We start from the raw sequence: 24,539 nt of genomic DNA, 5'->3' as shown, positions 1-24,539 counted from the left end.
TTTATAAACTTATGAAACTCAGCATCTTTGGCACTGCTACACTATTAATTTATACAGGTTTGTTAGCTCCGGCAAACGCACAAAATACCGCACAAGTCAAGCCAAATAATTATTTAGTTCAAGTGCAGCAAACGCGAGAACAAATTCTCAATGCTTGCGTGCAGAATCGGGCTGAAACCCTGCCAAATCCTTTTACCGATGTACCTTCCAATCACTGGGCTTACAAAGCTGTTTTGACAATGTATTATTGCGGCCCTTACCGAGAAGCGACGCCACCTGCTTTAATTAAAGAATTACGGGAATCGGGAGATTCTATTAAAGAAAGTTTCCCTTCCCGATTACCGTTTCCCAATTCCCCATTACAGCAATTTCCCCTGATTAACTAAAGAATTACTGGAATCGGGAGATTCTACTAGACGAAGTTTTTATTCCCGATTACCTTTTCCGCATTTCCTATTACCAATATTTTAAAACTGGGCCCGAACCGTAAACGAATAATCCCCACCTGGTTCTAATTGATAATCCCATTTTTCCAGAAAGCGGTGCAGCGGTTCCTGAATCAATGCCCTACCCTGAGAAGGCTCAAGTATCAGTGTTTTTTCTGACGTGAAACGCCACTGAAACTGCCACTCAAAATTGCCGGCACTTACTTCACCCTCAATCGTGCCTTTTTGCCAAGATTGGCCAGTAACCCGGACATATGCAGTTGTTTCAGGCAAACGTCTCGAACTCACCTTTTTGTTTCCGCGTTTGTTTCTGCAATTGTGCGACTATTGTAAAGGCTCATGGCTTTTTCTACTCCTTGGTGCAGACTTAGTTCCACAGCTTCTACAACCAGTTTAAGCACTTTTTCTACTAACTGACTTTCCTCTGAGGAAAACTTTCCTAACACGAAGGAAATCGTATCTTTCTCATTTTTAGCAGCATCGTTTTGAGGTTTGCCGATGCCAATCCGCAAGCGGGGAAATTTGTCTGTGCCCAAATGAGAAATTGTCGATTTCATGCCGTTGTGTCCGCCGGCAGAACCGGCAAGCCGCATTCTCAATTTCCCGATCGGCAAATCCATATCATCGTATACTATTAATACCGACTCTGCAGGTATTTTGTACCAATCCGTCGCTGCCCGAATTGCTTGACCGGAGAGATTCATGTAAGTAAGCGGTTTCAACAAGCGGATTTTCTGTCCCCGCGGCCGATTTCCCTCGCCAAATATGCCTTGAAATTTGCGATTTTCCGACAGCGAAATCTGCCAAGATTTAGCCAAGGCATCGACAGCATTAAAGCCTATGTTGTGTCGGGTGCGATCGTATTTAGGTTCGGGATTGCCTAACCCAACAATTAGCTGGGGAATCACTAACTCCGCTGGTGTTTCCGACTTCTGAGTGTTGTTCATTTAACTGTCTGTGCTATCTTCCTTGGGAGTAGCCGCCGCGAGTTTTTCAGTTTCCGGTTTGCTGCTAGTTGCTACTGCTTCTTCTAACTGCTTGGCTTCCCGTGTGAACTCCGACTCAAAATCCCGCGAAGCATCTTGAAATCCCCGAATTGCCTTGCCCATACTCCGGCCGATTTCGGGTAATTTTTTCGGACCGAATACCAATAGGGCGATCGTAAAAATAACGGCCATTTCGGGCAAACCAATGCCAAAAATATTCATGGTTTTTCTCCAGCAATTTGTTTAGTTACTTCTTGTTTATTTATGGCAAAAGTAATCGGAAAGGGTAAGGAAAAACGGGAAAACTTAGCTTTTGCCCTTTCTCCTCAACCCTCAGCTTTTACTTTTAGCCTTACTGTTTTGTGATCAATTTTTAGCGGCCTAGGCTCGACCAATCCATATCCACACTCTCCAGAATCAGAGAAGAGTTGTAGATTTGCAAAATAATCAACAAGAACACGAAAAACAGTCCAATGAAAACGCTCATCAACAGCGTGGTGCCCCAACCCGGAGCGACCTTGCCGTACTCTGAGTTAAGGGGTTTGAGTATATCTCCTAACCAAGTCCGTTGTGCCATAAGTCACCTACAATGAATCTCTACAGAGAAGTTTGACATATTTTCACCGCTAATTGCGATCGCAATTTCTCAGAAATGCCACATGGGGGACTGGGAGAAGGCGGAGTGGGGGTTGGCGGTCATACCGTATTGCGCCTAAAATCACTAGACTTTCAGACGGATTGTTATTTTTTGTAATATTATAGAGTGGAGCACTCATCATCTATCAAAAATATGGAACCCGCAGCAGTTCTAGGCATTTCACTGGGCGTGTGTCTGGTGGCAATCACCGGTTTCTCGATCTACACCGCTTTCGGTCCCCCCTCTAAGGAATTGAGAGATCCTTTTGAAGAACACGAAGACTAAAGAAGAAGGAAGACACAACACGGATTCGGACACGGATACACGGATGAATTTAAGTGTGTTTCCAGATATCTCCTATTCTCTGTCTCTCCCTCTCTCTCCCTGGTAGATATTCTTCTAGGGGTGGGAAGGGAGTGATTCTGTGGGGCGATCGCCTGTCGCCTACTCGTCAATGGTATATTTTTCAGAAATACAGTAAATCTCTATTCCATTTAAGCTAAAAATTATTAAGTTTCAGGGCAAAGCATAATGGGCAATACCTTTGGGCATTTATTTCGGATCTCGACATTTGGCGAATCTCACGGCGGCGGTGTCGGAGTAGTAATTGACGGTTGCCCGCCCCTAGTGTCGATCGACGCATCGGAAATTCAAGCCGAACTCGATCGCCGCCGCCCCGGCCAAAGCAAAATTACCACACCTCGCAAAGAAGCAGATACCTGCGAAATTCTGTCGGGGGTGTTTGAAGGAAAAACTTTGGGAACGCCGATCGCAATTTTAGTCCGCAATCAAGACACTCGCCCCCAAGATTACGGCGAAATGGCGACAACTTACCGCCCTTCCCACGCTGATGCTACCTACGATGCTAAGTACGGAATTCGTAACTGGCAAGGCGGAGGTCGATCGTCCGCGAGAGAGACAATAGGTAGAGTAGCAGCAGGGGCAATTGCTAAAAAAATTCTCAAACAAGCAGCAGGAGTCGAAATAGTCGGCTACGTCAAACGCATCAAAGACTTAGAATGTGTCGCCGACCCAGGCACTGTTACCTTAGAACAAGTAGAAAGCAACATCGTCCGCTGTCCAGATGCCGAATGTGCCGAAAGAATGATTGAACTCATCGAAAAAGTTCGCGACAGTGGAGATTCGATCGGCGGTGTAGTCGAATGCGTCGCCCGCAATGTACCCAAAGGACTGGGAATGCCCGTATTCGACAAACTCGAAGCCGACTTGGCAAAAGCCATCATGTCCTTGCCCGCCAGCAAAGGCTTTGAAATTGGTTCAGGGTTTGCCGGGACTCTGCTCAAGGGCAGCGAACATAATGATGAATACTATACTGATGATAAGGGTGTAATTCGTACAGTGACGAATCGCTCTGGCGGAATTCAGGGTGGCATTGCTAACGGCGAAAATATCATTTTGCGGGCGGCATTCAAACCAACTGCAACAATTCGCCAGCAGCAGCGCACCGTTACCCGAGAAGGCGAAGAAACGCTGCTGGCTGCCAAGGGACGGCACGACCCTTGCGTTTTGCCAAGAGCTGTGCCAATGGTGGAAGCGATGGTAGCTTTAGTGTTGTGCGACCATCTGCTGCGCCATCACGGACAATGTGGAACCTTAAAGCCTGAATTTTAAAATGGAAATCAGCTTGTCCTCTGTAGCGGCAACTCCCCTTGATTGCCCTCAACCCTCCGAATCAATAAAAGGTATAGATGATTTTGTAGTACAGTTTTGGGGCGTACGGGGCAGTGTTCCGACACCCGGACAGGAAACTGTTCGCTACGGCGGCAATACTTCTTGTTTGGAAATGCGAGTCGCTGGCAAACGCTTGATTTTTGACGGCGGAACAGGCTTGCGGATGCTGGGAGACCAGTTGGTGCAAGAAATGCCCGTGCAAGCTTATATGTTTTTTACTCACTATCACTGGGATCACATTCAAGGTTTCCCGCTGTTCGCCCCAGCTTTCATCCGCGGCAATAGCTTTGATATTTACGGGGCGACTCCGCCGGATGGAGATTGCATGAAAAGGCACTTTGTCGAACGGGTCCTGCACTCGAATTCGCCGGTGCCGCTGATGGGTTTGCAGGCAGATTTGAATTTCTACGAACTCCATCACAACCAGACGATGATGCTGGACGATATTGAGATTAGGACGGGTTCTCTGAATCACCCGAATACTGCTATGGGCTATCGGGTGACTTGGCAGGGACGATCTGTTGTTTATTGTTCGGATACTGAACATTTTCCCGATCGGCTAGATGAGAATGTCTACAATTTAGCCCTCGACGCTGATGTGCTGATTTACGATGCGATGTACACAGACGAGGAATATCACAACCCCAAGTCTCCGAAGGTGGGTTGGGGACACTCGACTTGGCAGGAAGCGGTGAGAATGGCTAAGGAAGCGCGGGTGAAACGAGTGGTGATTTTTCACCACGATCCGGCTCACACAGACGATTTTCTCGATCGCATCGCCGAAGACGTGCAAATCGCTTTTCCGAAGGCTGTCATGGCCCGCGAGGGTCTTATTTTGCCGATCGGCTTCTGAACTTTCGCCTCTGACGATCGATCGAACCATCAACCGATCGAACCATAATTGTTATGTGAATATGTGGATCTGGGAGCGAGACCAGCTCCACAATTTTTTTTAATACGCAGCAAACTCTTAACTGCATGGTATAATTCTTGCTTGTTAAGTTTTTAGGTCGAGTATTTAAGGTTTTTTTTATTCTTCAACCGCGTCCGCAAGACGCCAAGACGTAAGATAATTGGAGAATTGCCAAGGGTGAAAAGGAGACTGTTTTGAATGTCAACAAACACGGGGAGGCGAGGCGATCGCACGCCTGAGTGCTAGTCTGATGCCAGTAGACTTCCAGAAGCCTTGTTACAGATTAATTATTAAGGACAAAAACTGAAGTTATAGCTCGGATCAAATAAAAGCGCAATCGGTTTTTTCGGATCGTGAATATTGACAAGTCTCAAAAGCTAATAGCTTTTAGATAGAAACTGAGAAAATTTTCAGCAGTCAATTTGACTAACCAGAAAAAAACGATGGTTCTTGGGTTTGGCAGGAGCTGCGGCAAGCGAATGTTATGACTTGACTATCAAAATGGGAAATTTACGTTTTAGATCTTCAGCACATCAATACAGATGGATTGCCTTAGGCAGTTTTGCTGTAATTATGGGCATTTCAGGCGCCCTGGCCTACCGCCTCGCCCCGCCCCCCGGATTCATGGCTCAAGGCACTCTCACTTCTAATAATCCGCCAGTCAAATTTTCGAGTACGGGCACGACAATTCTCAAGCAGGGAGAGCAACTCACCCCAGAGGTTCTGCTGGCAGATAATGTTGTCAAAGCAGTGGCAGATGCAGTTAAGCTGTCGCCCCAGCAAGTGCGACAAAATGCTAGTGTCAAGATTTCTAAGCCGGAACAACCCCTAGAGATTGTGGTTGGATATCGCTCGCTCGATCAGGAGCAAGCAATCCAAACGGTGGATATGTTGATGAAGGGCATGGTGGAAAAAAGCCGCCTGATTAACAGATATCGGTGGCAATCAGTCAATCAGTCGCTCAACCAACGCTTGGCACAAGTCACTCAAGACCTGAAACAAGCTCAGCAAAAACTGGACCAATACGAAAGAGAACGCGCTCGGCTGTTGCAGCAAATGAAGCTTCAGCAAGACTTTTACAACAAAACTCAGCTTGCAATGGCGGATACGCAAGCTTCGGAAAAAGAAATGGTCAGCAGTTTGGCCGCCGCTACAGTGCCACAAATTGTGGCGACGCCCACGAGCGATCCGACAGTGCCTCTGATTGTGGGAATTGGCTTACTGTTGGCGATTTTGGTCAGCCGCGGTTTGATTCCTTCAGTGGCGGATTGGAGATACAAAGCAGCTTTTCAGCGAGAAGAGAGCGAAAGGCTCCAAAGTGCTTTGTACCGACTGATCAAAGAAGGCCGGGGCGAAATAACTCTGGTGCGGTTTGCGATGGAAACGCGGCTGTCGCCGGATGTCGCTCAGCGTTTTTTGAACCAACAAGCTGAAGTCTTTAATGCCAATTGCGAAATTAAAGACGACGGCAGCATTTTGTATCACTTCCACATTTAAAGGGCTGCGAGCGATCGCGCTCCACAGAAGACTTTAGCCGATCGGGGCATCACTGCTCGATCGGCTAGTTTTTTTCTTAATAGGACTTATATCTCGTTCGGTCGATCGACTATCCCCCTTTAGGTAGGCGCGGGTTTACGGGATCTATAACTTATACTACTACTACAGATTTGGGTCAACCCGCCAACGCCAGCTCGCGTTGCGGTGATTATACCCGACATGATATTACGCTCAACCCGGTTTCTTAGCTTGTAGGATGCCCTGGATCTGAAAATTGCTCGATTAACGTGTTGACTAACGTAGAACACCCGAAGATTGCGCCCGTTCCTCCCAGACTGGCTAAAAAATATTTTTTGTGTTCCGCTTGCTTTTTACTTAAATATAGATATAATCGTAAAAAATAAGTAAATGTACGGTTGCTTTTTACCGGAGTTACCGGATTAAGGGGTACTTTATCCTTAAATATTTATTAAGGTAGAGTTCAACTCAGTAGAAATGCTGTAGTATAGAGAGATAAGTGATCAGGGACGTTATGTAGTTTCACATCAGAAACTCGAAAGGGCAAAAGCCTGGAATCAAACTGCCTGACTGAAGGCGTACATTTTCATATTGAACTTTTGTAATCACCTAGAGGCTAAACCATGATTTTTGGAATAATTGGTTCTTCTTTCGTAGCTTACTTTTTACTAATGTCGATCGCTAATTACGGCGACACTGGAATGTAGATTAGTTAAGGCACTTATGCACGGAGACATAAGGCAGCAGGCAAAAAAAGCTGTTTGACAACTTCTTGACAACTTTAATTAAGTCTCAGCTTCGGCAATGTCTGTCGTGTCAGAGTCGTGTCTGATCAAACTAAAAATGGATGGATGAAGGAGTCGTTAAGTACCGCTGTGACTGGGAAGAAGCAGACCCTGTAGCTGCCCGGAACATAGCAGATTTGATGGACTGGCGCGATCGGCTCCACTCTTGGGGATTAATTGGCGTCTACGAAAATGGCATAGGGTTTGGCAACGTCAGCGTCAGACTCGGCAATTCTTGCCAATTCGTGATTTCGGGAACCCAGACTGCACACTTGAGGACTCTGGGACCAGAATTCTACTGTACTGTTACCGAATTTAACTTAGAACAAAATTTCCTCGGCTGCCGGGGCCCCGTACAAGCTTCGTCGGAGTCCCTGACTCACGGGGCCCTGTATCTTCATAGACAGGATGTGGGCGCGATAATTCATGTCCACAATCCTAAACTATGGCAGCAACTGCTGTTTAAGATTCCTACTACTAGAAAAGAAATACCTTACGGCACTCCCCAGATGGCCTTAGAAATGTTTAGACTTTTTGAGGAGGAGAATTTGGCAGAGCGCCAAATTCTGGCGATGGCCGGTCACGAGGACGGCATTATCTGTTTTGGCAGCACCGTGGACGAAGCTGGTAAAGTGCTTTCGGCTGTGATTGGTTACAGATGAGATCTTGCACTATTCGCAGAAAAAGCTAAGAAACGGGGTTTACTCACCAAAAACCTAGGATTTTACCTGTGTCTATGGCGAGAAACTAAGGTGATGACGTGGATGGCTGATTTGAGTTAGACTGAGCTTTACCATTGACATCGGGCCGCTGGCTCGATTTAGCCTAATGGGTTCAAAACTTTTGAAGTGCCTCTTGCCTCTGCGGTAAGGGGAAGATATTTTTAAATAGAAACACATTATATAACAAAAGCTGAGAGTCATCGTGAATCAAACTAAACTTGTAAGCTCAAAAGAATTGCAATCAGAGGTATCTCGTCTCACCGAAGAGCTGCAAATGCGCGACCAATTGGTGCAACAGTTATCTCAAGAACTTTTCCGGCTGGTGAAGGGCAATTCTAGTTTTGTGCCGGCGCCGGAAGTTTCCGATCGCCACCAAGCTCAAATGCAGGCAATGCGGGAACAACTCCAAGCTGTTGAAGAACAGGTGGGTTTTTATCAAGAACAAATCGCCGAGCGGGATGCTGAGGTTTACCAACTGCGGCAGTCGGTGCAAGAATTGACGGATCGCTCTAGGATGCTAGAACAGGTGGTTCAGGAATTGCCAGGGGTTTACCGCCAGAAGTTTGCCGAGCGCATCGAGCCGATTAAGGAAAAGTTGGAGCAACTGCAAAAGGAAAACCGCCAGTTGCACACAGAGTTGCAAAGCGTAACTTACCGTCTAGCTGTGCGGAACCGCAAGGCTAAGGGCTTGGATCTGCCGAGCGTCGATGCTGAGGACGATCGAGGAATTCAAATGCCGAGCTTTGGCAATGTCTAAGGTTTTGATTGTCGCGGGTGGTGAGAAAGGCCCGGCCACAAGTCTCAAGGCGGCGATCGCTCAATCTCATCCTTTAACTGAAGTAAATATCTGTGGGGTTTCGGAACTCAATTCTGGCGCGATAGCTTCGGATGGGGCGATCGTTTGTCCTTTGACGCTGGATGTGCCAGAAAATTTGGTTTTTCCGGCTCAAGATGTGTTTAGATTTTGCGGAAATGTTTCGCTGGCGCGCGATCGAGTATCTCAGGACTTGCTTTTTCCCGTCGGGGGTGGCAATTTGTGGCTGCCTGTGGTGTTGACGGCAAAGGGGCCACTGTATGCTGAGGTGATCGGTGGGGAACCGGACAAGCAGTCTGGCGAGTTGAGTTACTCTCAGCCGGTGCATTTGTCGGATGTTTGGCGACAGCAGTTGTATGAGTTGGCTTACGGCTTGCTGAATCTTTTAAATGCGCCGCCTGCGACTTATTTGATGCAGTTCGGGTTTGTAGGGGAAAGGATTTGTTTCGATCGACTTTGGCCTTTTCCGGCTGCACCTGCGATCGCTTCTGTCGGCGTTCAAGTGCCGGATTTATTTCTTTGTCATTGGTATTGCTTGACAAATAAACCTATTTATGATATTGAAATTAACTCTGCGGTTGCTTGAAGTCTCTTGGAAATTTGAGATTTAAACTAGGGATCTCATTTTAATCAAGCAACTAAAGCCGGAGTTTCAGTGGAGATAACTTGCTCGAAACTGTCGAAGATTTCAAAGAGTTGGTCGAGTTGAGTAATTTCAAAAATTAGCTTGACTGTGGCTGAGAGGTTGCAGATGACGAGGCGGCATCCCCGGTGGCGGGCGGCGTTGAGTCCGCCGACTAAGGCGCAAATCCCGGAACTGTCGATGAAATCTACGGCGGCCATGTCTATTACCCAGAGTTTGTGGCGATCGGGCACAATCTCGGCTAGCTGTTGCTGGAGGAGGCTGCCGGCTTGGGAGTCGAGGCAGTTGTGAGGTTGAAGGACGATGGGTGGGTTGAGGTTGGGAAATTCCATAGCAGTTATCCTACGATCGTAAAGTATGAATAAGTTAGTTTAGTTGCTGACTCTCAAGAGAGACTCAGGGAATTTCAGCGTATGTTTTAGGAGGCGCGATCGGGCTAGGGAATCGGTGGGGAGATGCGTTGTGATAAATTTAGTAGAAAACTGACTAGCGATCGCGCGGAACGCAACCGCAACAATTCTCTATTCCTCTAGTATGCCTGAAAGGCTAATTTTTAGTTGGATTAGCGATCGCGACAACAGTGTGTTCTTCATCACAGCGAAAGATTGCACTATTGGCTGAATCGAGCCAATATATAAATGTATTGAGCTTTGCAAAAGTTTACGAAGGCAGTATCGAATGTCTTTTGAGTTTTTATCGTTAGAGACTATTCAGCAGTTTGCGCGTGATTACGGCTACTGGGCAGTGTTTCTGGGAATTTTGCTGGAAAATCTGGGAGTTCCTCTTCCAGGCGAGACTATTACGATTGCTGGCGGGTTTTTAGCTGGCAGCGGGGAACTGAATTACTGGTTTGTGCTCGGCAGTGCGATCGCCGGTGCTACATTGGGGGGAAATTTTGGTTATGCGATCGGCAGGTACGGCGGCTGGCCACTGCTGCTGAAGCTGGGACAATTTTTCCGCTTTCGAGAAGAACAACTGTTTGACTTAAAAGAACAGTTTAGCAAAAATGCAGCTAAAGCCGTATTTTTGGGCCGTTTCATCGCATTGCTGCGAATTTTTGCTAGCCCCCTAGCAGGTATTGCAGAAATGCCTTTTTGGAAATTTTCGCTGTTCAATATTCTGGGTGCTGCAAGCTGGGCATCTGTAATGGTAAGTTTGTCCTACTTCTTGGGACAAGTTGTGTCTTTAGAGAAATTGGTAGCTTGGGCTGCTCAATTTGCGGTATTTGCTTTGCTGTTAGCAGTTGCTTGGATTGCAATTCCTATTTGGTTGGAGTCGCGGAGTTTGGACAAGACTAAGTAAGATTAGTGGTTAGACTTTTTGCAAGAATTCGGGATTTTCTGTTTTTAACCGCAGACAAACGCAAATGAACGCAGATATTATCTATTTTTGCAAAAAGTCTAATGGTTGCCAATCCCCTATTAATAAGTCATGACTTCTGTCCTCACAATCATCAAGTTTGTAGGGATAATTTATGGCATCACAATCATCAAGTTTGTAGTGAGTAATTCGGTCATGAATAGGGAAAATATTAGTCAACAAAGACTAAAGTCCTTACTACAAAATATTTTTATTGGTAATTAACATAACATCATATAAAGTGGAAGTCTTATCTCCCACAACTGAGGCGTTTGACAGAGGAGATAAATTTGCGGATTATCGATTGCTCTCAACTATACAAGAATATGTATTCATCAGTCACCCAGTGATGAATGTGGATTGTTACCGTCGGGATGCGACCGAACGTTGGGTTTTTTCTTCCTGCGGCGAGGGGGAATGTGTATAGTTGGCTAGTATGAATTTTCACTGTCCAATCTCTGGTTAGTATGAGGATGTTCCTCGATTGAGTGAAATAGGATTTCAAAAACTCGATCGCTATAATTATAATTCACAGACTGCTGCAAACAAGGGAGGAGAAGAAGTGCGATCGCAATAATCAGGATGTTCGCTGAAAGGCGATGTAATAAATACTCTAGCTCTTCAATTACTTTAAACAGTCCATTAGCAATATATTCAGGACTTACGTAATCAAGGGCGTTAAATCAAAGCTTTGAGATTCCTTCAATAGGCTATTTTCGGACAGAAAATAGTAGTATACATTTCTAGATTCTCTGGATGTTCCTGAATACACCAATTAAACACCTTATTTACGATGCAACCCAAAATTTAAGCAATTTTAGCTTGATCAGTTCGGTCATTTAGAAATAACAAAAGCATATTTTTTGATATAAAATTTCCTTTTTTATCTTATTTTAATGCTTATTGCAGTTGCTCTATTTGTTTGGGAGTAAGAGAATTCTTGGCGGGTAGTTTTGCACTAATTAACTCAAATAATTTGGAATTATACCGTATTTAAAAGCACAACAGATTATTTCTATCTAATTTAAAATTGTAGCAACAAGTCATCTGTTGTGAATTCCTTTTTCTCTTTCTTCCTCTGTGTCCTCTGCGGTTACTTTCATAATTATAAATTTAACCGCAGATATACACAGATGAAGGCAGATTTAGATTGTCTGTTAACGAATAAAAAAAGCGAAGCAATCTTCAGACCATGTGATTGCTTCTTACTAATTACCCATTACCCATTATCCATTATCCACGATCAATTCTCCTTTCCCCTCAATCACTTCCCCGATCGCGAACGCACCAATTCCCTGAGATTCAAACCATTTAACAGCCTGTTCTACTTCCCTGGAATCGAGCAACAGCACAAAGCCAATCCCCATATTAAAAGTATTGAACATATCTGCTGTGGCAACTTGGCCCGCTTCAGCAATCCACTGGAAAATTGGCAAATTTGGCCAGCTATTGCTGTCGATTTTCACAGATTGATTTGCTCCCAAACAGCGGGGCAAATTTTCCGGCAAACCGCCGCCCGTAATGTGAGCCATGCCGTGAATATCTAAACCGCTCTTAATTGCTTCGAGGACTGGTTTAACATAAATTGTAGTCGGAGTTAGCAGCACTTCTCCTAAGCTTTGGCCGCCTAACTTTTCGGGTTGGGAATTCCAATCAAAACCTAAATCGCCCGCAATTTTTCTCACCAAACTAAAACCGTTGCTGTGTACGCCCGAACTCGCCAGCCCCACAGCCACATCTCCTACCCGCACCTGCGAACCGTCTAACAATTTACTCTTTTCGACAATTCCCACACAAAACCCAGCCAAATCGTACTCACCCGCTTGGTAAAAACCGGGCATTTCTGCCGTTTCCCCGCCCAACAAAGCACAGCCCGCTTGCTTGCAACCGTCAGCAATCCCGGCCACCACGGCAGCTAATTGTTCGGGATTTAACTTTCCCGTGGCTAAATAATCGAGAAAAAAGAGGGGTTCGGCCCCGGATGTCAGTACGTCGTTGACGCACATCGCCACCAAGTCGATACCTACCGTGTCGTGCCGATCAAGATTGTGGGCCAATTTCAACTTAGTCCCAACGCCGTCAGTACCCGAAACCATCACCGGCTCTTTTAAACCCTCCGGGACGCTGAAAAACCCGCTAAACCCGCCGAATCCGCCCAAAACTCCCGATCGGTGCGTGCTCTTGACCATACTCCCGATGCGCGAGACAAAAGCTCTGCCCGCCTCAACATCCACACCTGCTTCTCGATAATCCATAAGTCCGCCAAATCGATTTCTTCTAATTTTTAGTTTATTCCCATAACAGTTGACAAACAGCTTTTTTAAGACTAGCCATTTCGTAGCCCACAAAATACACTAAATTTTTGTAAATTTTTGTAAATTTTTCCGTAATGACTGAAACCGCTGTAAGCACTGGAACTAAAGGATTTTATGATAGAGGGTTTTGAGAAAATTTCATGAAGATTTGGTGAAAATCGCGATCGCAGCGATCCCCAACCACAAAAGTTTGTGGTAGTCTGTTGCAGTTCGTGAACAAAACACAAATTGCGGATCGAGTACGAGTTGTCAAGTGTCAGGGAAGTTTCCGCCAATTTTTTTTGGGGCGGAAGCATTAAAGCAAAAACGCACCCGGATACTTTGCTTTGACTCACGGGGGAATGGCGAAGGGCAAGAGAGAAATCCTTGACGCCCGCCGCCAAATGGCCAATCCTCCAATCTCGGTTGGCAATGGCTATTCACAAAAATGGACGTATGAAGGAAAAATTTGTTGGTGGTCTACTCGCTGTCCTGTTAGTTCCTGTGGTAGGAACGGCATCCTCTTGTCACGCACAAGCAACAGGTGCCGACAACCAAAACTCTCAGGTTTCCGAGCAAGTAATTGCCACCCAACCGTCCCAGCAGTTAAACGCTACTCGGGTCGAAGCGCAAAAAGTCGGACAGTATCAGTATCAAGCAAGAGCTGAAATTGCCCGAGACTCGATCGCCAAAATTCAGCCCCACGACTTAGGCGGGCGACAAGCAGCGACAGTCTACGTGCGAAACATTCCAGTCATCACCTTTCTGAACGCGAATCCGGAAACAAACACGCCTTTGGGAGAAACTGGCAACAGCCAAGCCGGTGTTAGCAGTCCGTCAAAAGTAGCGGGCGCCAGAGAAAATCCCAAAGTTGGAAACATTGCCAGCAACTCTAGCAACCAAGAACCCGATCCAGTTTGGCGGGCATCAAGCTTAGCAGCAAGACTCAATGAGCTAGCCCGCAACAACATCGATCCCAACAGCATTACCGTTAAGTGGGAAAAAGGCGATAGCTACATTATCCAGGCAAACGGCGAGGACTTGGTAAACATCAACGCCGAAACCATCCTCCCCGACACCACCAGCGACTTTAGCCGAGACGCCCTGCAAGCAACCAATCGCCTCCGCCGACTTCTGGGCAACGCCCCACCCCTGGAAGAAGTCGCAGGCCAACCCCAACCAGAACGGTCCGTGCTGTCTCTGGGCCCAGTTCAAGTGCGCCTCAGCGGCTGGGCTTCCTGGTACGGCCCAGGATTTAACGGCAACCTCAGCGCCAGCGGCGAGCGTTTCAACCAAAATGATTTGACCGCAGCCCACCCAAATTTGCCATTCGGAACTAGAGTCATGGTGAGAAATCTCGACAACGGCCGCACCGTGGTTGTCCGCATTAATGACCGCGGCCCCTATGTGGGCGATCGGCTCATTGACTTGTCCGCCGGCGCAGCCAACGTGCTAGGAATGATCAGCAGTGGCGTTGCCAGAGTGGAAATCGAAGTGATCGAACCGCCACAGCAAACAACTGTTGGACGCTGAAGGCCACTCTCAGGCAGAATACAAAAGTTATCCGAAGTGTAGAAGGCAGAAAGTAGAATAAAACTGACATCTTGCACCATTCTTTGTGGAAGAAGCCCGAAAGCCTGTTCTTGAGGATGGTGCAAGATGTCAAGTCGAACAAATTCTGACAAATAAACTCTGCATTCTGCCGAATGCCTTCAGGAGATTCTACCGGTGCGCCTGTTTACTACCATTGCAGCACTTCGCTGCTACTTAAATTTACAAAAGTCTGCTGAACCTCATGTGACAGTCGGTTTGGTGCCGACGATGGGAGCTTTGCACGCAGGACATCTGAGCTTGATCCAGCGGGCAAGGCAAGAAAATGCGGTCGCCCTGGTCAGCATTTTTGTCAACCCGCTGCAATTTGGGCCGACAGAAGATTTTCAAGATTATCCTCGGAATTTTGAGCAAGATCGGCTGTTGTGCGAACAAGCTGGGGTTGACGCCATATTTGCTCCCTCAGCAACGGAAATGTTCGGCCATCAAGCAGTCGGCGCAGAAACAGAGCAAACCGCCCAAAAACAGATAGAGATTCACCTTTCATCCTTAACTCAAGTAGTGCCGCCACCAGCCATGACATCGGTTTTGTGTGGCAAAGCAAGGCCCGGTCATTTTCAGGGAGTCGCGGCAATTGTTACTAAACTTTTGAGTTTGGTGCAGCCGACAAAAGCTTATTTCGGTCAAAAAGACGCCCAGCAGCTAGCAATTATTCGGAAGCTGGCCTTTGATTTTAACTTGCCTGTAGAGATTGTCGCTTGTCCGATCGTCCGCGAAGAGTCCGGACTGGCAATGAGTTCTCGCAATCAGTATTTAACAGCAGAGCAAAAACAGCAAGCCTCCGTACTCTACCGCGCGCTGCAACAAGCCTCGGAAACTTTTGCTTCAGGGGATCGCAGCGCAGCGGCCGCACTCGCTGCCGCCCACGCAGCAGTCGCAGGAGAGTCCGCAGTAAAGCTCGAATACACCGAACTCGTCGATCCCGACACTTTGACGCCGTTGCAGGTTGTGGAAACAGCGGGACTTTTAGCCGTGGCCGCCAGAGTTGGCTCTACTCGTTTGATTGACAATATAATTCTCAGGAATCGTCGGCCCATTGTGGCGATCGACGGCCCGGCGGGAGCAGGCAAATCTACAGTAACTCGCCTTGCAGCAACAGCTTTGAACTTGTTTTATCTCGATACCGGCGCGATGTATCGGGCGCTGACTTGGCTGGCATTGAAAACAGACACGCCGATTTCCGACGAATGCGCGATCGCCGAATTAATCAGTTCCAGTTATTTGGAATACAACCTCGATCCCGCATCAAAGATGTTGAAGATTAACGGCGAAGACGTAACCGAGGCAATTCGAAGTTTGGAAGTGACTTCCCGCGTCTCGGAAATGGCGGCAATTCCCGCCGTGCGGCAGTTTCTGGTGGAGGAACAGCGGCGCTGCGGCACAAAAGGCGGGATTATAGCAGAAGGCCGCGATATCGGCACTAACGTCTTTCCCGATGCGGAACTCAAGATTTTTTTGACGGCTTCGGTACAAGAGCGATCGCGCAGGCGGCTGTTAGAACTTAAAGATACCGATCGGGCTAATATTAGCTTGGCCCAATTGGAACAAGACATCGCCCTGCGGGACGAAAAGGACAGCACCCGCGAGGTTGCACCTTTGCGTAAAGCGGCGGATGCTGTGGAAATTCAAACAGACCATCTGACTGTTGCTGAAGTTATCGATCGGATTGTCGGCTTGTACAAAGAGAGAATCGGCCCTAAAAGTTAATTTTACGACCCTGAGGGCGCGCGATCGCCCTCATATCAAATCGGGTTAAACTCACATCTTGCAGCATTCTCGCTTAACAGGCTTTCGGGTCTATCCCACAAAGACTAAATTTTATTGTGGCGTGGGATCTTCTAGCCCGCCCTTGAAAGGCTTATTAACAATAGTGCAACATCTCACGTTAAACCAACTTGCAGTGTCAGGTAGGGACGCGCGCCGCTGCGGGCTGAGTCTTTAAGAATATCGTGCCATGAATCCGATTTGAGCACCGTCCCCCTGGCTGGGAAAAAGTTCAACCATCCCGCGTTTTCATGGGTTAGGGCATTTCTGGCGCACAAATCTTAAATTTTTTTATCCGGACGGACTTACCCACGATCGGTTATTTCCAGTAGCATTTTTACTGGCAGTCCAATTTAAGATTATTCTCTTAAGTGGATTAACTTGATATCAACATAAAATCTCAAATTAACTGTACAAGGTGTGAAGGAGACAATGACGTGACAAAATTGAAACGGCTGTGGAGGCGGCGAAAAAATTTAATCGTTGCTTTGATGGCAGCAACAGGAAGTTTTTTGCTGGGTGTGACATGGCCAATTAACTTCCGGGCCAATCAGCCATTGCAACCGATTCAGGCGCAAGTCTTAGCCGTATCCCAGTCGCAAGAACAACAGCCGATGTCCACTATTAATAAGTTCTCCCAGGCGATCGCCAATCGAGTTCAATTTTCCCAAAATGCTCTAGCCCAAGTGCAGGCAATCCGATTTCAATCAGCCGTACCGTCGCAGTTTCAAGGTACAACCATTCGTCATGCGAAACTCGACTCCCAGCGCAAGGCGATAGCCCTGACATTTGACGACGGCCCCTGGCCGAAAACAACTACACAAATCCTAGATATTCTCAAGGAAAATAATATTAAGGCTACATTTTTCTGGGTAGGAAAATACCTTAAAAATTCTCCCGAAATTGGCCAACAGGTCGCAGCAGCCGGTCACGCGATCGGCAATCACACTTGGAACCATGAATACCTTCAGTATAACGAAGACGGTGCCGCTCGCGAGATCGATCGCACTTCATCCTTAATTGAGGAGTTGACCGGCATCCAAACATCCATGTTCCGCCCACCGGGAGGCATTTTAAACAATGGATTGGCCACTTATGCTCAAAATAAAAATTATGCCGTTGTGATGTGGTCTGCTGATTCTTTTGATTGGCGAACTCTTACGGAATCTTTGATAGACAACGTGATGAGGCAGGCAAATTCCGGCGGCATTGTGCTGATGCACGACGGCGGCGGCAATCGAGCGAGAACTGTCAAAGCTTTGCCGGATATTATTGCTCGATTGAGAAATGAAGGGTACAGTTTCGTAACAGTTCCCGAGTTATTGCAGATGCAAGAACAAGACTTAGAACAGCAGGAAACTGCACAAAAATAAAAATTGGGAAAAGTGGGATATTACACCATTTTTCCATTTTTTTGTATGTCGTTAGATTAATTTTTCATAACTCTAGCCGAACGAAGAAGGAAGAAGTAGTAACCGCGCCCGATTCCAGGCGACCTTCTTAACTACTGAAACCATTGCTATAATTGCATTTCCCTTCTTCCTTCTTCCTTCTTCCTTCTTCCTGACATCCGTTACATCCGAAGAAAGCGAATCCGTTGCCGAACTTCCTTATTCCTTCTTCCTAACATCCGTTATTCATGCCGGACGGTATTATCAGGTTCGAGGGCAAGGTGATTTTCTTGGCTAAACCCAGACGGGATGGCAATCATAGCGTTAGAGGAAAAATCGATACATTAACTTTAGCCATATTACCAATTTAGGGTTGAATCTAATGGCAAATCCTGCAACTGAGAATTCACCCAAATAGCCGCCGCCAAACCCGATCGCAAAGCAGCTTCTATTTGACCTTCACCGCACAAATCCCCCGCACAAACTAGCGGCAAATTCCCCCCAGCAGGCAAACAAGAAACAGGCAAAGGATTTCCACAAAAAGCATAGCGCCAGCGGTGAACCTGCAACCATTCTGGCTTTTTGAGCCAAGGGATTAAATATTCAGAAGCTCTCGAAAGCAATTCCTGACCGACAGTTTCCAAATCAGCAGCTTCTAAATAGCGTTCTGCAAAATTTGCGCTGCTGTGAACCACAAACACCGGCGGCTGCAGATTGAGCCGTTTGCTGTTGTCCAAACCAACCCAAGCTAAATCAGCATTATCGGGAAAAGAAACAGATTTCCACTGCGGATTTAGATTGCTTAAATCTTGCTGTTTTGCCGCAGAATAGCCAGCCATAACAGTAATGCAAGGGTCGTACTCCACAGAACGCAATTTGTCAATAAAATCAGATTGCAAACCGATTTCAGCATCCAAAAACATTAAAGCTTGAGGTGCAGGAATTGCCACCACAACAGCCTTAGCAATCAATTCTTGAGGCGTCTGTAAATTGTCATTAGTGACTTCTAGGGAAAGATGCCACATTTGGTTATCTGTAGTAGAAATAGCTTGTACGCGGCGGCCAAACCAAATCTCTAAATCCTCAGCCAGATACTTACCGATAGCATTCATACCCGCAGGTGCGACATAACAAGAATTAGGAATAGCAGAAAGTTCTCCCTGTATGAATTCCCAGACAGTATCAGTCCAGAGTTTGAGGATATCCCGATCGACCAAAGCGTCAATTAACCCCTGCACCGCCTCCCCCTGCGGTTCCAGATACCGCGCGCCGTGATCTGCCCTAGTACCCTGTACGCGGCGGGTAGCAACACGTCCCCCCGCGCCGCGAGATTTCTCAACAACAGCCACAGAATAACCAGCTTGACGCAACCGTTGAGCGCAACTGAGCCCCGCCATACCCGCACCAATCACCGCAACATCGAACATAATCAATCAGTCAGCCTTGTGAATCTAAACATCAGCTTAAAGGCTGCGAGCTGAATTTGTACCTTACCCACGACTCAAAAGAGCCGTAGCTTCCGGGGCCCGACGCCATCGCCCTGCACCAAGTAGTAGAATAAAGGACAGCACGAATCCATGATTAAGACCAAATCAAAAAATGCCACTGTAGGTAAATCCTAAATCCTAATGGTTGTCAACCAGCAGCAATCTAAAATCTAAAATCTAAAATCTAAAATCGCATAGGGGAGGGCCAAATTTTGGACGAACTCAGAGCAGCACTCGAATTGACAACAGAAGAAGAATTGCAGCAACTAACAGAACTTCTGTTCAGTCGCAAGTTTAACCCTTTAGATTACGTGCAAACCCCCGCACCGATAGATGTACAAAGTCGCGATCGCCAAGCATGGCTCGACGCGGTAGAACAGCGGTTTCGCTATCTTGCAGCCGACGGGTTGACGGTACTCAGAGGGCGAACCCAACAAGTAACTTACAGACAAGCACTAATTCAAGTTTGTCGCTATCTCAAAATCCCTTATCCCAGACAGTTGTCAACCACCGACTTAGAGGCAGAAGTATTTCTGCACTTAATGGGCCGCGCGTGGAAGCGTTTACCGGCAGATGAACAGCAAGCGCTGACAGTGCGCGTACAGCGAGCGATCGTTGATTCTAAACTCTCAGAACCCCTGCCAATTTCGGCAGAAAAAGACCCGCTCGGTTTGCTGTTCAAAGGTGGCAGCGCTTTAGCTGTTAGTTCCATCTTAAAACCAATGCTGCTCAAACTAATGGCCAATCAATTTGCGCTGCATTTTGCCACCTATCAAATGGCAAAACAAGGAGTGCTTGCAGGCACTGCAACTGCAGCAACCCAGTTTCAAAATTATGTCGCAATTCAGACGGCGCGGCGCGGTATGGCGGTGAGTGCAGCTCGTTACGGTGCGACGCGGAGCGTATTTTCGTTGGTCGGCCCGGTGATGTGGACTTGGTTTTTAGCGGATTTGGGTTGGCGATCGATTTCCACGAACTACGGCCGCATTATCCCGACCATTTTTGCCTTAGCTCAAATACGCCTGACGCGATCGGAATGCGTCTGGGAACTAGCTTAACGATGGTAAATTGTAGATTTTAGATTTGAGATTGGGAGTGTGGGTGAATATCAAAAATCGGTTGAAATTAGCTGCCAAACAGACAGCCGAAAATCTCAAGTTTAGCCTCCAAAAACATCCAGATCCCCGCCTGCAAATCCCTTGGAATTTCGCCCAAGTGGGGATGCTGATTTTTCCCTTAATTCCGATTTTGGGAGCTTTAGGTTTATTCCTGGGATTGGCCGGCACTTGCAAGCAAAAGTTCCCTCAAATTAGTCGCCGCCCGCTGAATCAAGGATTCGCAATTCTGAGCGCGTTGCTAGTCATCACAGCCGTTTTTGCCCACAACCGCATTGAGGCTTTTATAGGGTTGTACAATTTCTTGCCATTCTTTATATTGTTTGCTGCTTTCAGCAGTTTAATTCAAACTTTGCCTCAATTGCGACAATTGTCTTGGATTATTTTAATTAGTTCAATTCCAGTGATAATTTTAGGCCTGGGACAGCAATTTTTAGGCTGGAGTGGCATCGAGCAATTGCAGCCTGTTTTTGGCTGGGTACTCGCACCCCAAGGCAATCCCCCCGGCCGTATGGCTTCTGTATTTATGTACGCTAATATTTTAGCTTGCTATCTGACAATTGCTTTTATTTTAGCACTGGGACTGTGGATGGAAGAAGTCAGTTGTCAGTTGTCAGTTGGCAGTTGTCAGTTGGCAGTTGTCAGTCGTCACCACTTACCAATGCCCAATTCCCAATTCCCAATTCCCAATTACCGCTTCCTATTGTTAAGTTTGGCCGTGTTCGGAAATGCTGTGGCTTTGATTTTTACTAATTCTCGCAATGCTTGGGGACTGGCAGTTTTGGCAGTTTTGGCTTTTGCATTTTATGCGGGTTATAAAAAATTCTTAGCTGCGGTTTTGAGTGTGGCTAGCACAATTTTTTTGTCTGCCTTTGGCCCAGAACCACTGCGGCAATCTTTACGAAGAATTGTTCCGGCTTTCTTTTGGGCTAGACTCACCGACGAGATGTTCCCAAACCGGCCGACTGCCACTTTGAGAAAAACTCAGTGGGAATTTGCTTGGTCTATGACTCAGCAGCGTCCTTGGACTGGTTGGGGACTGCGAAATTTTACGCCTCTCTATCAAGCTCAAATGCAAGAATGGCTTGGTCATCCTCACAGTTTGATACTGATGTTGACGGCCGAAACGGGAATACCGGCAACGCTTCTGTTGTTTAGTTTAGTCGGCTGGGTTTTGGCTAGGGGTGTTTGGCTGCTGGCGAATTGGTCGCTTTTTCCTGCGAATATCAAACACGAGAAAATAGCAACACAGGAAGTAGCAAAAAATGCTTTATTGAGCCATCAAAAATCTATAATTCATATCACAAACGAGGTTGCTTATCAAGATGTAATAGCGGCCGATCGCCTAATTTTTTTCAGTTATTTATTAGCCTTCGCCGCCTGTACGCTTTTTAACACTGTAGATGTGACGCTGTTTGATTTTCGACTCAATACTACAAGCTGGTTGCTGTTAGCCGCAATTTGCGGAGTCAGCCAGAGGGAATAGGCGATCGGGCATTGGGCATCGGGCATCGGGCATCGGGCATCGGTTATTGGTTATTAGAACGAACAACCAACAACCAACAACCCACTAATGATGTTAAACGCAAATAAAGTTGTACACTAATCCGAAACGCTTATTGGGCAAAGCTTTCAGCGCTTAGCGTACAACTTTAACCTTAAAATTTTGTAGGCTGTGTCAATAGTTCCAGCTATTTTCAGCGTACAACTTTATTTTCAGCGTACAAATGATGTATTCTGAAAATAAAGTTGTACACTGAAAATCGAGCAAATCACTGCTATGGCGTAAGTTAGTACGGAATTTTAGAAATTAAAGTTGTACACTAGCGGAGAATTAGTGCAGTGAATGAGTCAAAGTTGAGAAAATAAAGTTGTACACTGTAAATCTGGGGCTTGCTATAGCGGGAGTGAATCTTGGGCTTACCTGAATGTAAGACCACGATCGCCTACCCGATTGTTTTGACCCACGACTATCGATTGATCGCTAGGGAGTCAAGACAGGAGGAGGAGCGTGACAATCAGCCCTCTGATTTGTCGAGCATTGACGTTAATTAACTGTCTACCGTATCGCGGTCAATAGACCGGACATGATATGACTCGCATACGTGCCTGACAAAGCTCATTTTCGGCTCTGATAATGGCTTGATTGAGCGCAAGCCTGTTACGTTCGGTTTTGGTGGCAGACCAGTCTCGAAAAATGTGATGTTGCAGGTTAGTGAACCATGCCCTGAAAAATTTGGTAAAGGAGTATTTCATTTTTGCTCATTCCTTTGAGAAACCGAACAAAGGGCATCAAGCATCAAGCTTACCAAGCTGGCTAGACTACTTCTGTTTTTGCATTGACAGCCTCTACTGGAACCGCTTCATTGTCAGCCAAATCTGATTCGTTTGCTTCGCTGAGGGCTTCTTCTAACACCTGAATTGCCCCGCTGATGCGGAGGAGCGTGTCTCGCAAGTTGGCTTGTTTAGCTTCCAAATCCGCCAGCATTTTTTGACCTGCCTCGTATTCGGTTTTAAGGGATTGGAGGCGCTGTTGCAGTTTTTCTTGCATGGTTTATGAGTTCAATGAAGCCGTTTCTATCTCAGTTAGTGTTCTCGCCCGAATGCTAGGGAAGATCAGAAAGGATTGCGGTGGCATGTTGACCATTGCTTGCCTGATCAGCCAGCGTTTCTGGCTTAACTTGATAGAGACTAGCTTGGAGCTGCTCTACCTCCAATTGTAGTCTGTCAAGCCGTTTGTATAGTTCCTGTGTTGCCGAAACATTGAGCATGGCAATGGCATCATAGTCCACGATACGAAAGTCGTTCACCTCGCGACCAAAAACGAATACTTTGTCCCCCTTTGGCTTAAAAGCGGTACGAAACTTGTCTTCGGCTACCTCTATTACCTCGTAGATACCTTCTTCTCCCTGCTCCGCAATCAACTTCACACGATCGCCTAGTTTCAGGTCTGTCGCCAACGCCACCAAGCCGTCCGTTATTGGTGCAAGTTGATAGATATCAGGTACTACGTCAATATGCTTGCTGACGGATTGAGGAAAGACTTTTTCGACCTGCTGGCCAATGACTTTCTTATGCGAGGCGTTGCTTTTGCCACTCATATCTTTGTAACGGAAGTCGGTTATCTCGATCCCGAGCAACGTATTAAGATCTGAGGCGCTCTCTGAGCGGCCTTGAATATTTTTAATCCGCTTGTCCGAAAACACACTAACTGCGTCACAGACAATCCGATTGCTCGCATAAATGGACACGCCCAAACTTGTTCCAAGATTCTCGACCAATGGCGACTGGTTAAGGTAACTCTTGGTAGCCCCCGTCACATTCCAACTCCTTTGACCCTCTACTTCCAGCTTAGCCTTTGAGGACTGGCTATAAATAGTACCAATGCTAACATTACCGTCTCGCTTTAGAATAATGCCCTCCCTCCACGCCCAGTTTCCATCAGCTGCATCAGAAGTTATCTGAAGAAAGTCTCCAGAGTGGGATGTCCTTGGATGTATGACAAATTTTTGATTATTGGTATTATTTCCTAGATATAAGTCGCCTGCGATCGCGGCATCTCCAGTTACCTTCAGCTTCTCTGTACCTGTGCTTGTATCACCTCCAATGCCAACCTTCCCGGTTAACGTGCTAGTACCTGCTACTATCAAATTACCATTACTACCTGTGACGGAGAGAGTGCCTGCGATCGCGGTATTTCCTCTGATTAGGAGGCTGCTAGCTATTCTTTTATAGCTCGTTCTAAGCACCGCGACGTTACCATTTCTTTCAAACATCTCTTGCGCACTCATTTTGCGTCCTTTCACAAACACCAATGCATAGGAAACATTGGCTTGGAAAGCTGGGCTGAACGGATAAACTGCACCACTAAATTCGAGTAGTGTTGTGACGGCTCTGCTTTCTGGTAAAGAAAGAACAGGCCTCACTGCACCAGAACTGGCAACGACGACGACATCTCCATCTGCTGCACTGGCGGTTACAAAAGTCTCCCACGCTTGCCAGTTACCCCAAGTTTCCCAAACGTCGTGAGTCACCTTAGCTTTATAACTTCCGTCCGGGTTTAAAATAGTGGTATTGATGCCTGTTCTATTGTCTATAGAAATAGAAGCAGTTCTAATTCTTAAAGAAGTAGATGTATTAGCATTGCTCGATGAGCCAGTTACCTCAATAGCATAATCATCTCGTATTCCTATTATAGAGAGGGTGTCTGCGATCGCGGTATTCCCGTTCAATGTGCTAGTACCTGCAACAGTCAGATTGCCATTAGTACCTGTGGTGGAAAGAGTGCCTGCGATCGCGGTATTCCCGTTCAATGTGCTAGTACCTGCAACAGTCAGATTGCCATTAGTACCTGTGGTGGAAAGA

The 24,539-nt window shown here is 46.6% G+C and carries 24 protein-coding genes; 15 read left to right on the top strand and 9 right to left on the bottom strand.

Annotation, left to right across the window (positions count from 1 at the left end; translation table 11 throughout):
• The first annotated feature begins 11 nt into the window (after positions 1–11).
• On the top strand, positions 12–386 hold the full coding sequence (locus QUA42_RS18300; RefSeq protein ID WP_333138883.1) for an S-layer protein: 375 nt from the start codon (positions 12–14) through the stop codon (positions 384–386).
• An 81-nt stretch (positions 387–467) separates the two neighbouring features.
• On the opposite strand, the gene QUA42_RS18295 is transcribed toward QUA42_RS18300, so the two are convergent.
• From QUA42_RS18295 to psbH, 4 genes are all read right to left on the bottom strand, one after another.
• On the bottom strand, positions 468–734 hold the full coding sequence (locus QUA42_RS18295) for a DUF3146 family protein (protein ID WP_333138881.1): 267 nt from the start codon (positions 732–734) through the stop codon (positions 468–470).
• Positions 731–1,393, bottom strand: a complete 663-nt coding sequence (gene pth / locus QUA42_RS18290; RefSeq protein WP_015176009.1) for an aminoacyl-tRNA hydrolase — start codon at positions 1,391–1,393, stop codon at positions 731–733. Before pth ends, QUA42_RS18295 begins: the two co-directional genes overlap by 4 nt.
• Positions 1,394–1,654 (bottom strand): TatA/E family twin arginine-targeting protein translocase, encoded by a 261-nt coding sequence (locus QUA42_RS18285; protein ID WP_172189683.1) that lies wholly within the window; start codon positions 1,652–1,654, stop codon positions 1,394–1,396. It abuts the gene before it with no gap.
• A 151-nt stretch (positions 1,655–1,805) separates the two neighbouring features.
• Positions 1,806–2,009, bottom strand: coding sequence for a photosystem II reaction center phosphoprotein PsbH (psbH, locus tag QUA42_RS18280; RefSeq protein ID WP_015176007.1), 204 nt, complete (start codon positions 2,007–2,009; stop codon positions 1,806–1,808).
• Positions 2,010–2,222: 213 nt separating this feature from the next.
• Between psbH and psbN the strand changes: the two genes are divergently transcribed.
• The 7 genes from psbN to QUA42_RS18245 all read left to right on the top strand — a co-directional run bounded on the left by psbN (position 2,223) and on the right by QUA42_RS18245 (position 9,096).
• Positions 2,223–2,354 carry a photosystem II reaction center protein PsbN gene (psbN, locus tag QUA42_RS18275; protein ID WP_006633693.1) on the top strand — a complete coding sequence of 44 codons (132 nt, stop codon included), beginning with the start codon at positions 2,223–2,225 and terminating at the stop codon, positions 2,352–2,354.
• Between the two features lie 246 nt (positions 2,355–2,600).
• Positions 2,601–3,701: a chorismate synthase gene (gene aroC / locus QUA42_RS18270; protein ID WP_333138879.1), complete on the top strand. Its 1,101-nt coding sequence runs from the start codon at positions 2,601–2,603 to the stop codon at positions 3,699–3,701.
• Between the two features lies 1 nt (position 3,702).
• The gene (locus tag QUA42_RS18265; protein WP_333138877.1) at positions 3,703–4,614 is read left to right on the top strand and encodes an MBL fold metallo-hydrolase; all 912 of its coding nucleotides are present in this window, start codon (positions 3,703–3,705) and stop codon (positions 4,612–4,614) included.
• A 561-nt stretch (positions 4,615–5,175) separates the two neighbouring features.
• Positions 5,176–6,171, top strand: a complete 996-nt coding sequence (locus tag QUA42_RS18260; RefSeq protein WP_333138875.1) for a hypothetical protein — start codon at positions 5,176–5,178, stop codon at positions 6,169–6,171.
• 865 nt (positions 6,172–7,036) lie between these two features.
• The gene (locus tag QUA42_RS18255; protein ID WP_333138872.1) at positions 7,037–7,636 is read left to right on the top strand and encodes a class II aldolase/adducin family protein; all 600 of its coding nucleotides are present in this window, start codon (positions 7,037–7,039) and stop codon (positions 7,634–7,636) included.
• Positions 7,637–7,898: 262 nt separating this feature from the next.
• Positions 7,899–8,453 carry an Npun_F5560 family protein gene (locus QUA42_RS18250; RefSeq protein ID WP_333048655.1) on the top strand — a complete coding sequence of 185 codons (555 nt, stop codon included), beginning with the start codon at positions 7,899–7,901 and terminating at the stop codon, positions 8,451–8,453.
• The gene (locus QUA42_RS18245; protein WP_333138871.1) at positions 8,446–9,096 is read left to right on the top strand and encodes a hypothetical protein; all 651 of its coding nucleotides are present in this window, start codon (positions 8,446–8,448) and stop codon (positions 9,094–9,096) included. The genes QUA42_RS18250 and QUA42_RS18245 overlap by 8 nt, the downstream gene beginning before the upstream one ends.
• Positions 9,097–9,140: 44 nt before the next feature.
• Here the strand turns inward: QUA42_RS18245 and QUA42_RS18240 are convergent, their stop codons facing one another.
• Entirely contained in the window at positions 9,141–9,485 is a 345-nt protein-coding gene (locus QUA42_RS18240) for an STAS domain-containing protein (protein WP_333138869.1), read from the bottom strand.
• Between the two features lie 346 nt (positions 9,486–9,831).
• On the opposite strand from QUA42_RS18240, the gene QUA42_RS18235 reads away from it, so the two are divergent.
• Positions 9,832–10,455 (top strand): DedA family protein, encoded by a 624-nt coding sequence (locus QUA42_RS18235; RefSeq protein ID WP_333138867.1) that lies wholly within the window; start codon positions 9,832–9,834, stop codon positions 10,453–10,455.
• Positions 10,456–10,753: 298 nt separating this feature from the next.
• Entirely contained in the window at positions 10,754–10,939 is a 186-nt protein-coding gene (locus QUA42_RS18230; RefSeq protein WP_333138865.1) for a Uma2 family endonuclease, read from the top strand.
• A gap of 799 nt (positions 10,940–11,738) precedes the next feature.
• Here the strand turns inward: QUA42_RS18230 and purM are convergent.
• The gene (purM, locus tag QUA42_RS18225) at positions 11,739–12,767 is read right to left on the bottom strand and encodes a phosphoribosylformylglycinamidine cyclo-ligase (protein WP_333138863.1); all 1,029 of its coding nucleotides are present in this window, start codon (positions 12,765–12,767) and stop codon (positions 11,739–11,741) included.
• 471 nt (positions 12,768–13,238) lie between these two features.
• Here purM and QUA42_RS18220 point away from each other — a divergent pair, with 471 nt between their 5' ends.
• The 3 genes from QUA42_RS18220 to QUA42_RS18210 all read left to right on the top strand — a co-directional run bounded on the left by QUA42_RS18220 (position 13,239) and on the right by QUA42_RS18210 (position 17,554).
• Positions 13,239–14,339: a septal ring lytic transglycosylase RlpA family protein gene (locus QUA42_RS18220; RefSeq protein WP_333138861.1), complete on the top strand. Its 1,101-nt coding sequence runs from the start codon at positions 13,239–13,241 to the stop codon at positions 14,337–14,339.
• A 195-nt stretch (positions 14,340–14,534) separates the two neighbouring features.
• Positions 14,535–16,124, top strand: coding sequence for a bifunctional pantoate--beta-alanine ligase/(d)CMP kinase (locus QUA42_RS18215; protein WP_333138859.1), 1,590 nt, complete (start codon positions 14,535–14,537; stop codon positions 16,122–16,124).
• A 494-nt stretch (positions 16,125–16,618) separates the two neighbouring features.
• Complete coding sequence (locus QUA42_RS18210) at positions 16,619–17,554, top strand: polysaccharide deacetylase family protein (RefSeq protein ID WP_333138858.1); 936 nt, start codon at positions 16,619–16,621, stop codon at positions 17,552–17,554.
• Between the two features lie 377 nt (positions 17,555–17,931).
• Here QUA42_RS18210 and QUA42_RS18205 read toward each other — a convergent pair whose 3' ends face one another.
• The gene (locus QUA42_RS18205; protein ID WP_333138856.1) at positions 17,932–18,999 is read right to left on the bottom strand and encodes an FAD-dependent oxidoreductase; all 1,068 of its coding nucleotides are present in this window, start codon (positions 18,997–18,999) and stop codon (positions 17,932–17,934) included.
• A 272-nt stretch (positions 19,000–19,271) separates the two neighbouring features.
• Here QUA42_RS18205 and QUA42_RS18200 point away from each other — a divergent pair, with 272 nt between their 5' ends.
• Together QUA42_RS18200 and QUA42_RS18195 are read left to right on the top strand one after the other, a co-directional pair.
• A complete protein-coding gene (locus tag QUA42_RS18200; protein ID WP_190659331.1) occupies positions 19,272–20,117 on the top strand; it encodes a YaaW family protein in 846 nt (281 codons plus the stop codon).
• A gap of 43 nt (positions 20,118–20,160) precedes the next feature.
• Entirely contained in the window at positions 20,161–21,660 is a 1,500-nt protein-coding gene (locus QUA42_RS18195; RefSeq protein ID WP_333138853.1) for an O-antigen ligase family protein, read from the top strand.
• Between the two features lie 831 nt (positions 21,661–22,491).
• Here the strand turns inward: QUA42_RS18195 and QUA42_RS18190 are convergent.
• Together QUA42_RS18190 and QUA42_RS18185 are read right to left on the bottom strand one after the other, a co-directional pair.
• Positions 22,492–22,725, bottom strand: a complete 234-nt coding sequence (locus QUA42_RS18190; protein WP_333138851.1) for a hypothetical protein — start codon at positions 22,723–22,725, stop codon at positions 22,492–22,494.
• Between the two features lie 55 nt (positions 22,726–22,780).
• A partial coding sequence (locus QUA42_RS18185; protein ID WP_333138849.1) for a tail fiber domain-containing protein occupies positions 22,781–24,539 on the bottom strand: 1,759 nt, incomplete at its 5' end.

It is taken from the genome of Microcoleus sp. Pol11C2, from assembly GCF_036701505.1.
Lineage (GTDB): Bacteria > Cyanobacteriota > Cyanobacteriia > Cyanobacteriales > Microcoleaceae > Microcoleus.
The sequence above is the reverse complement of the archived record's forward strand: the minus strand, read 5'-3'. Positions and strand labels throughout refer to the sequence as shown.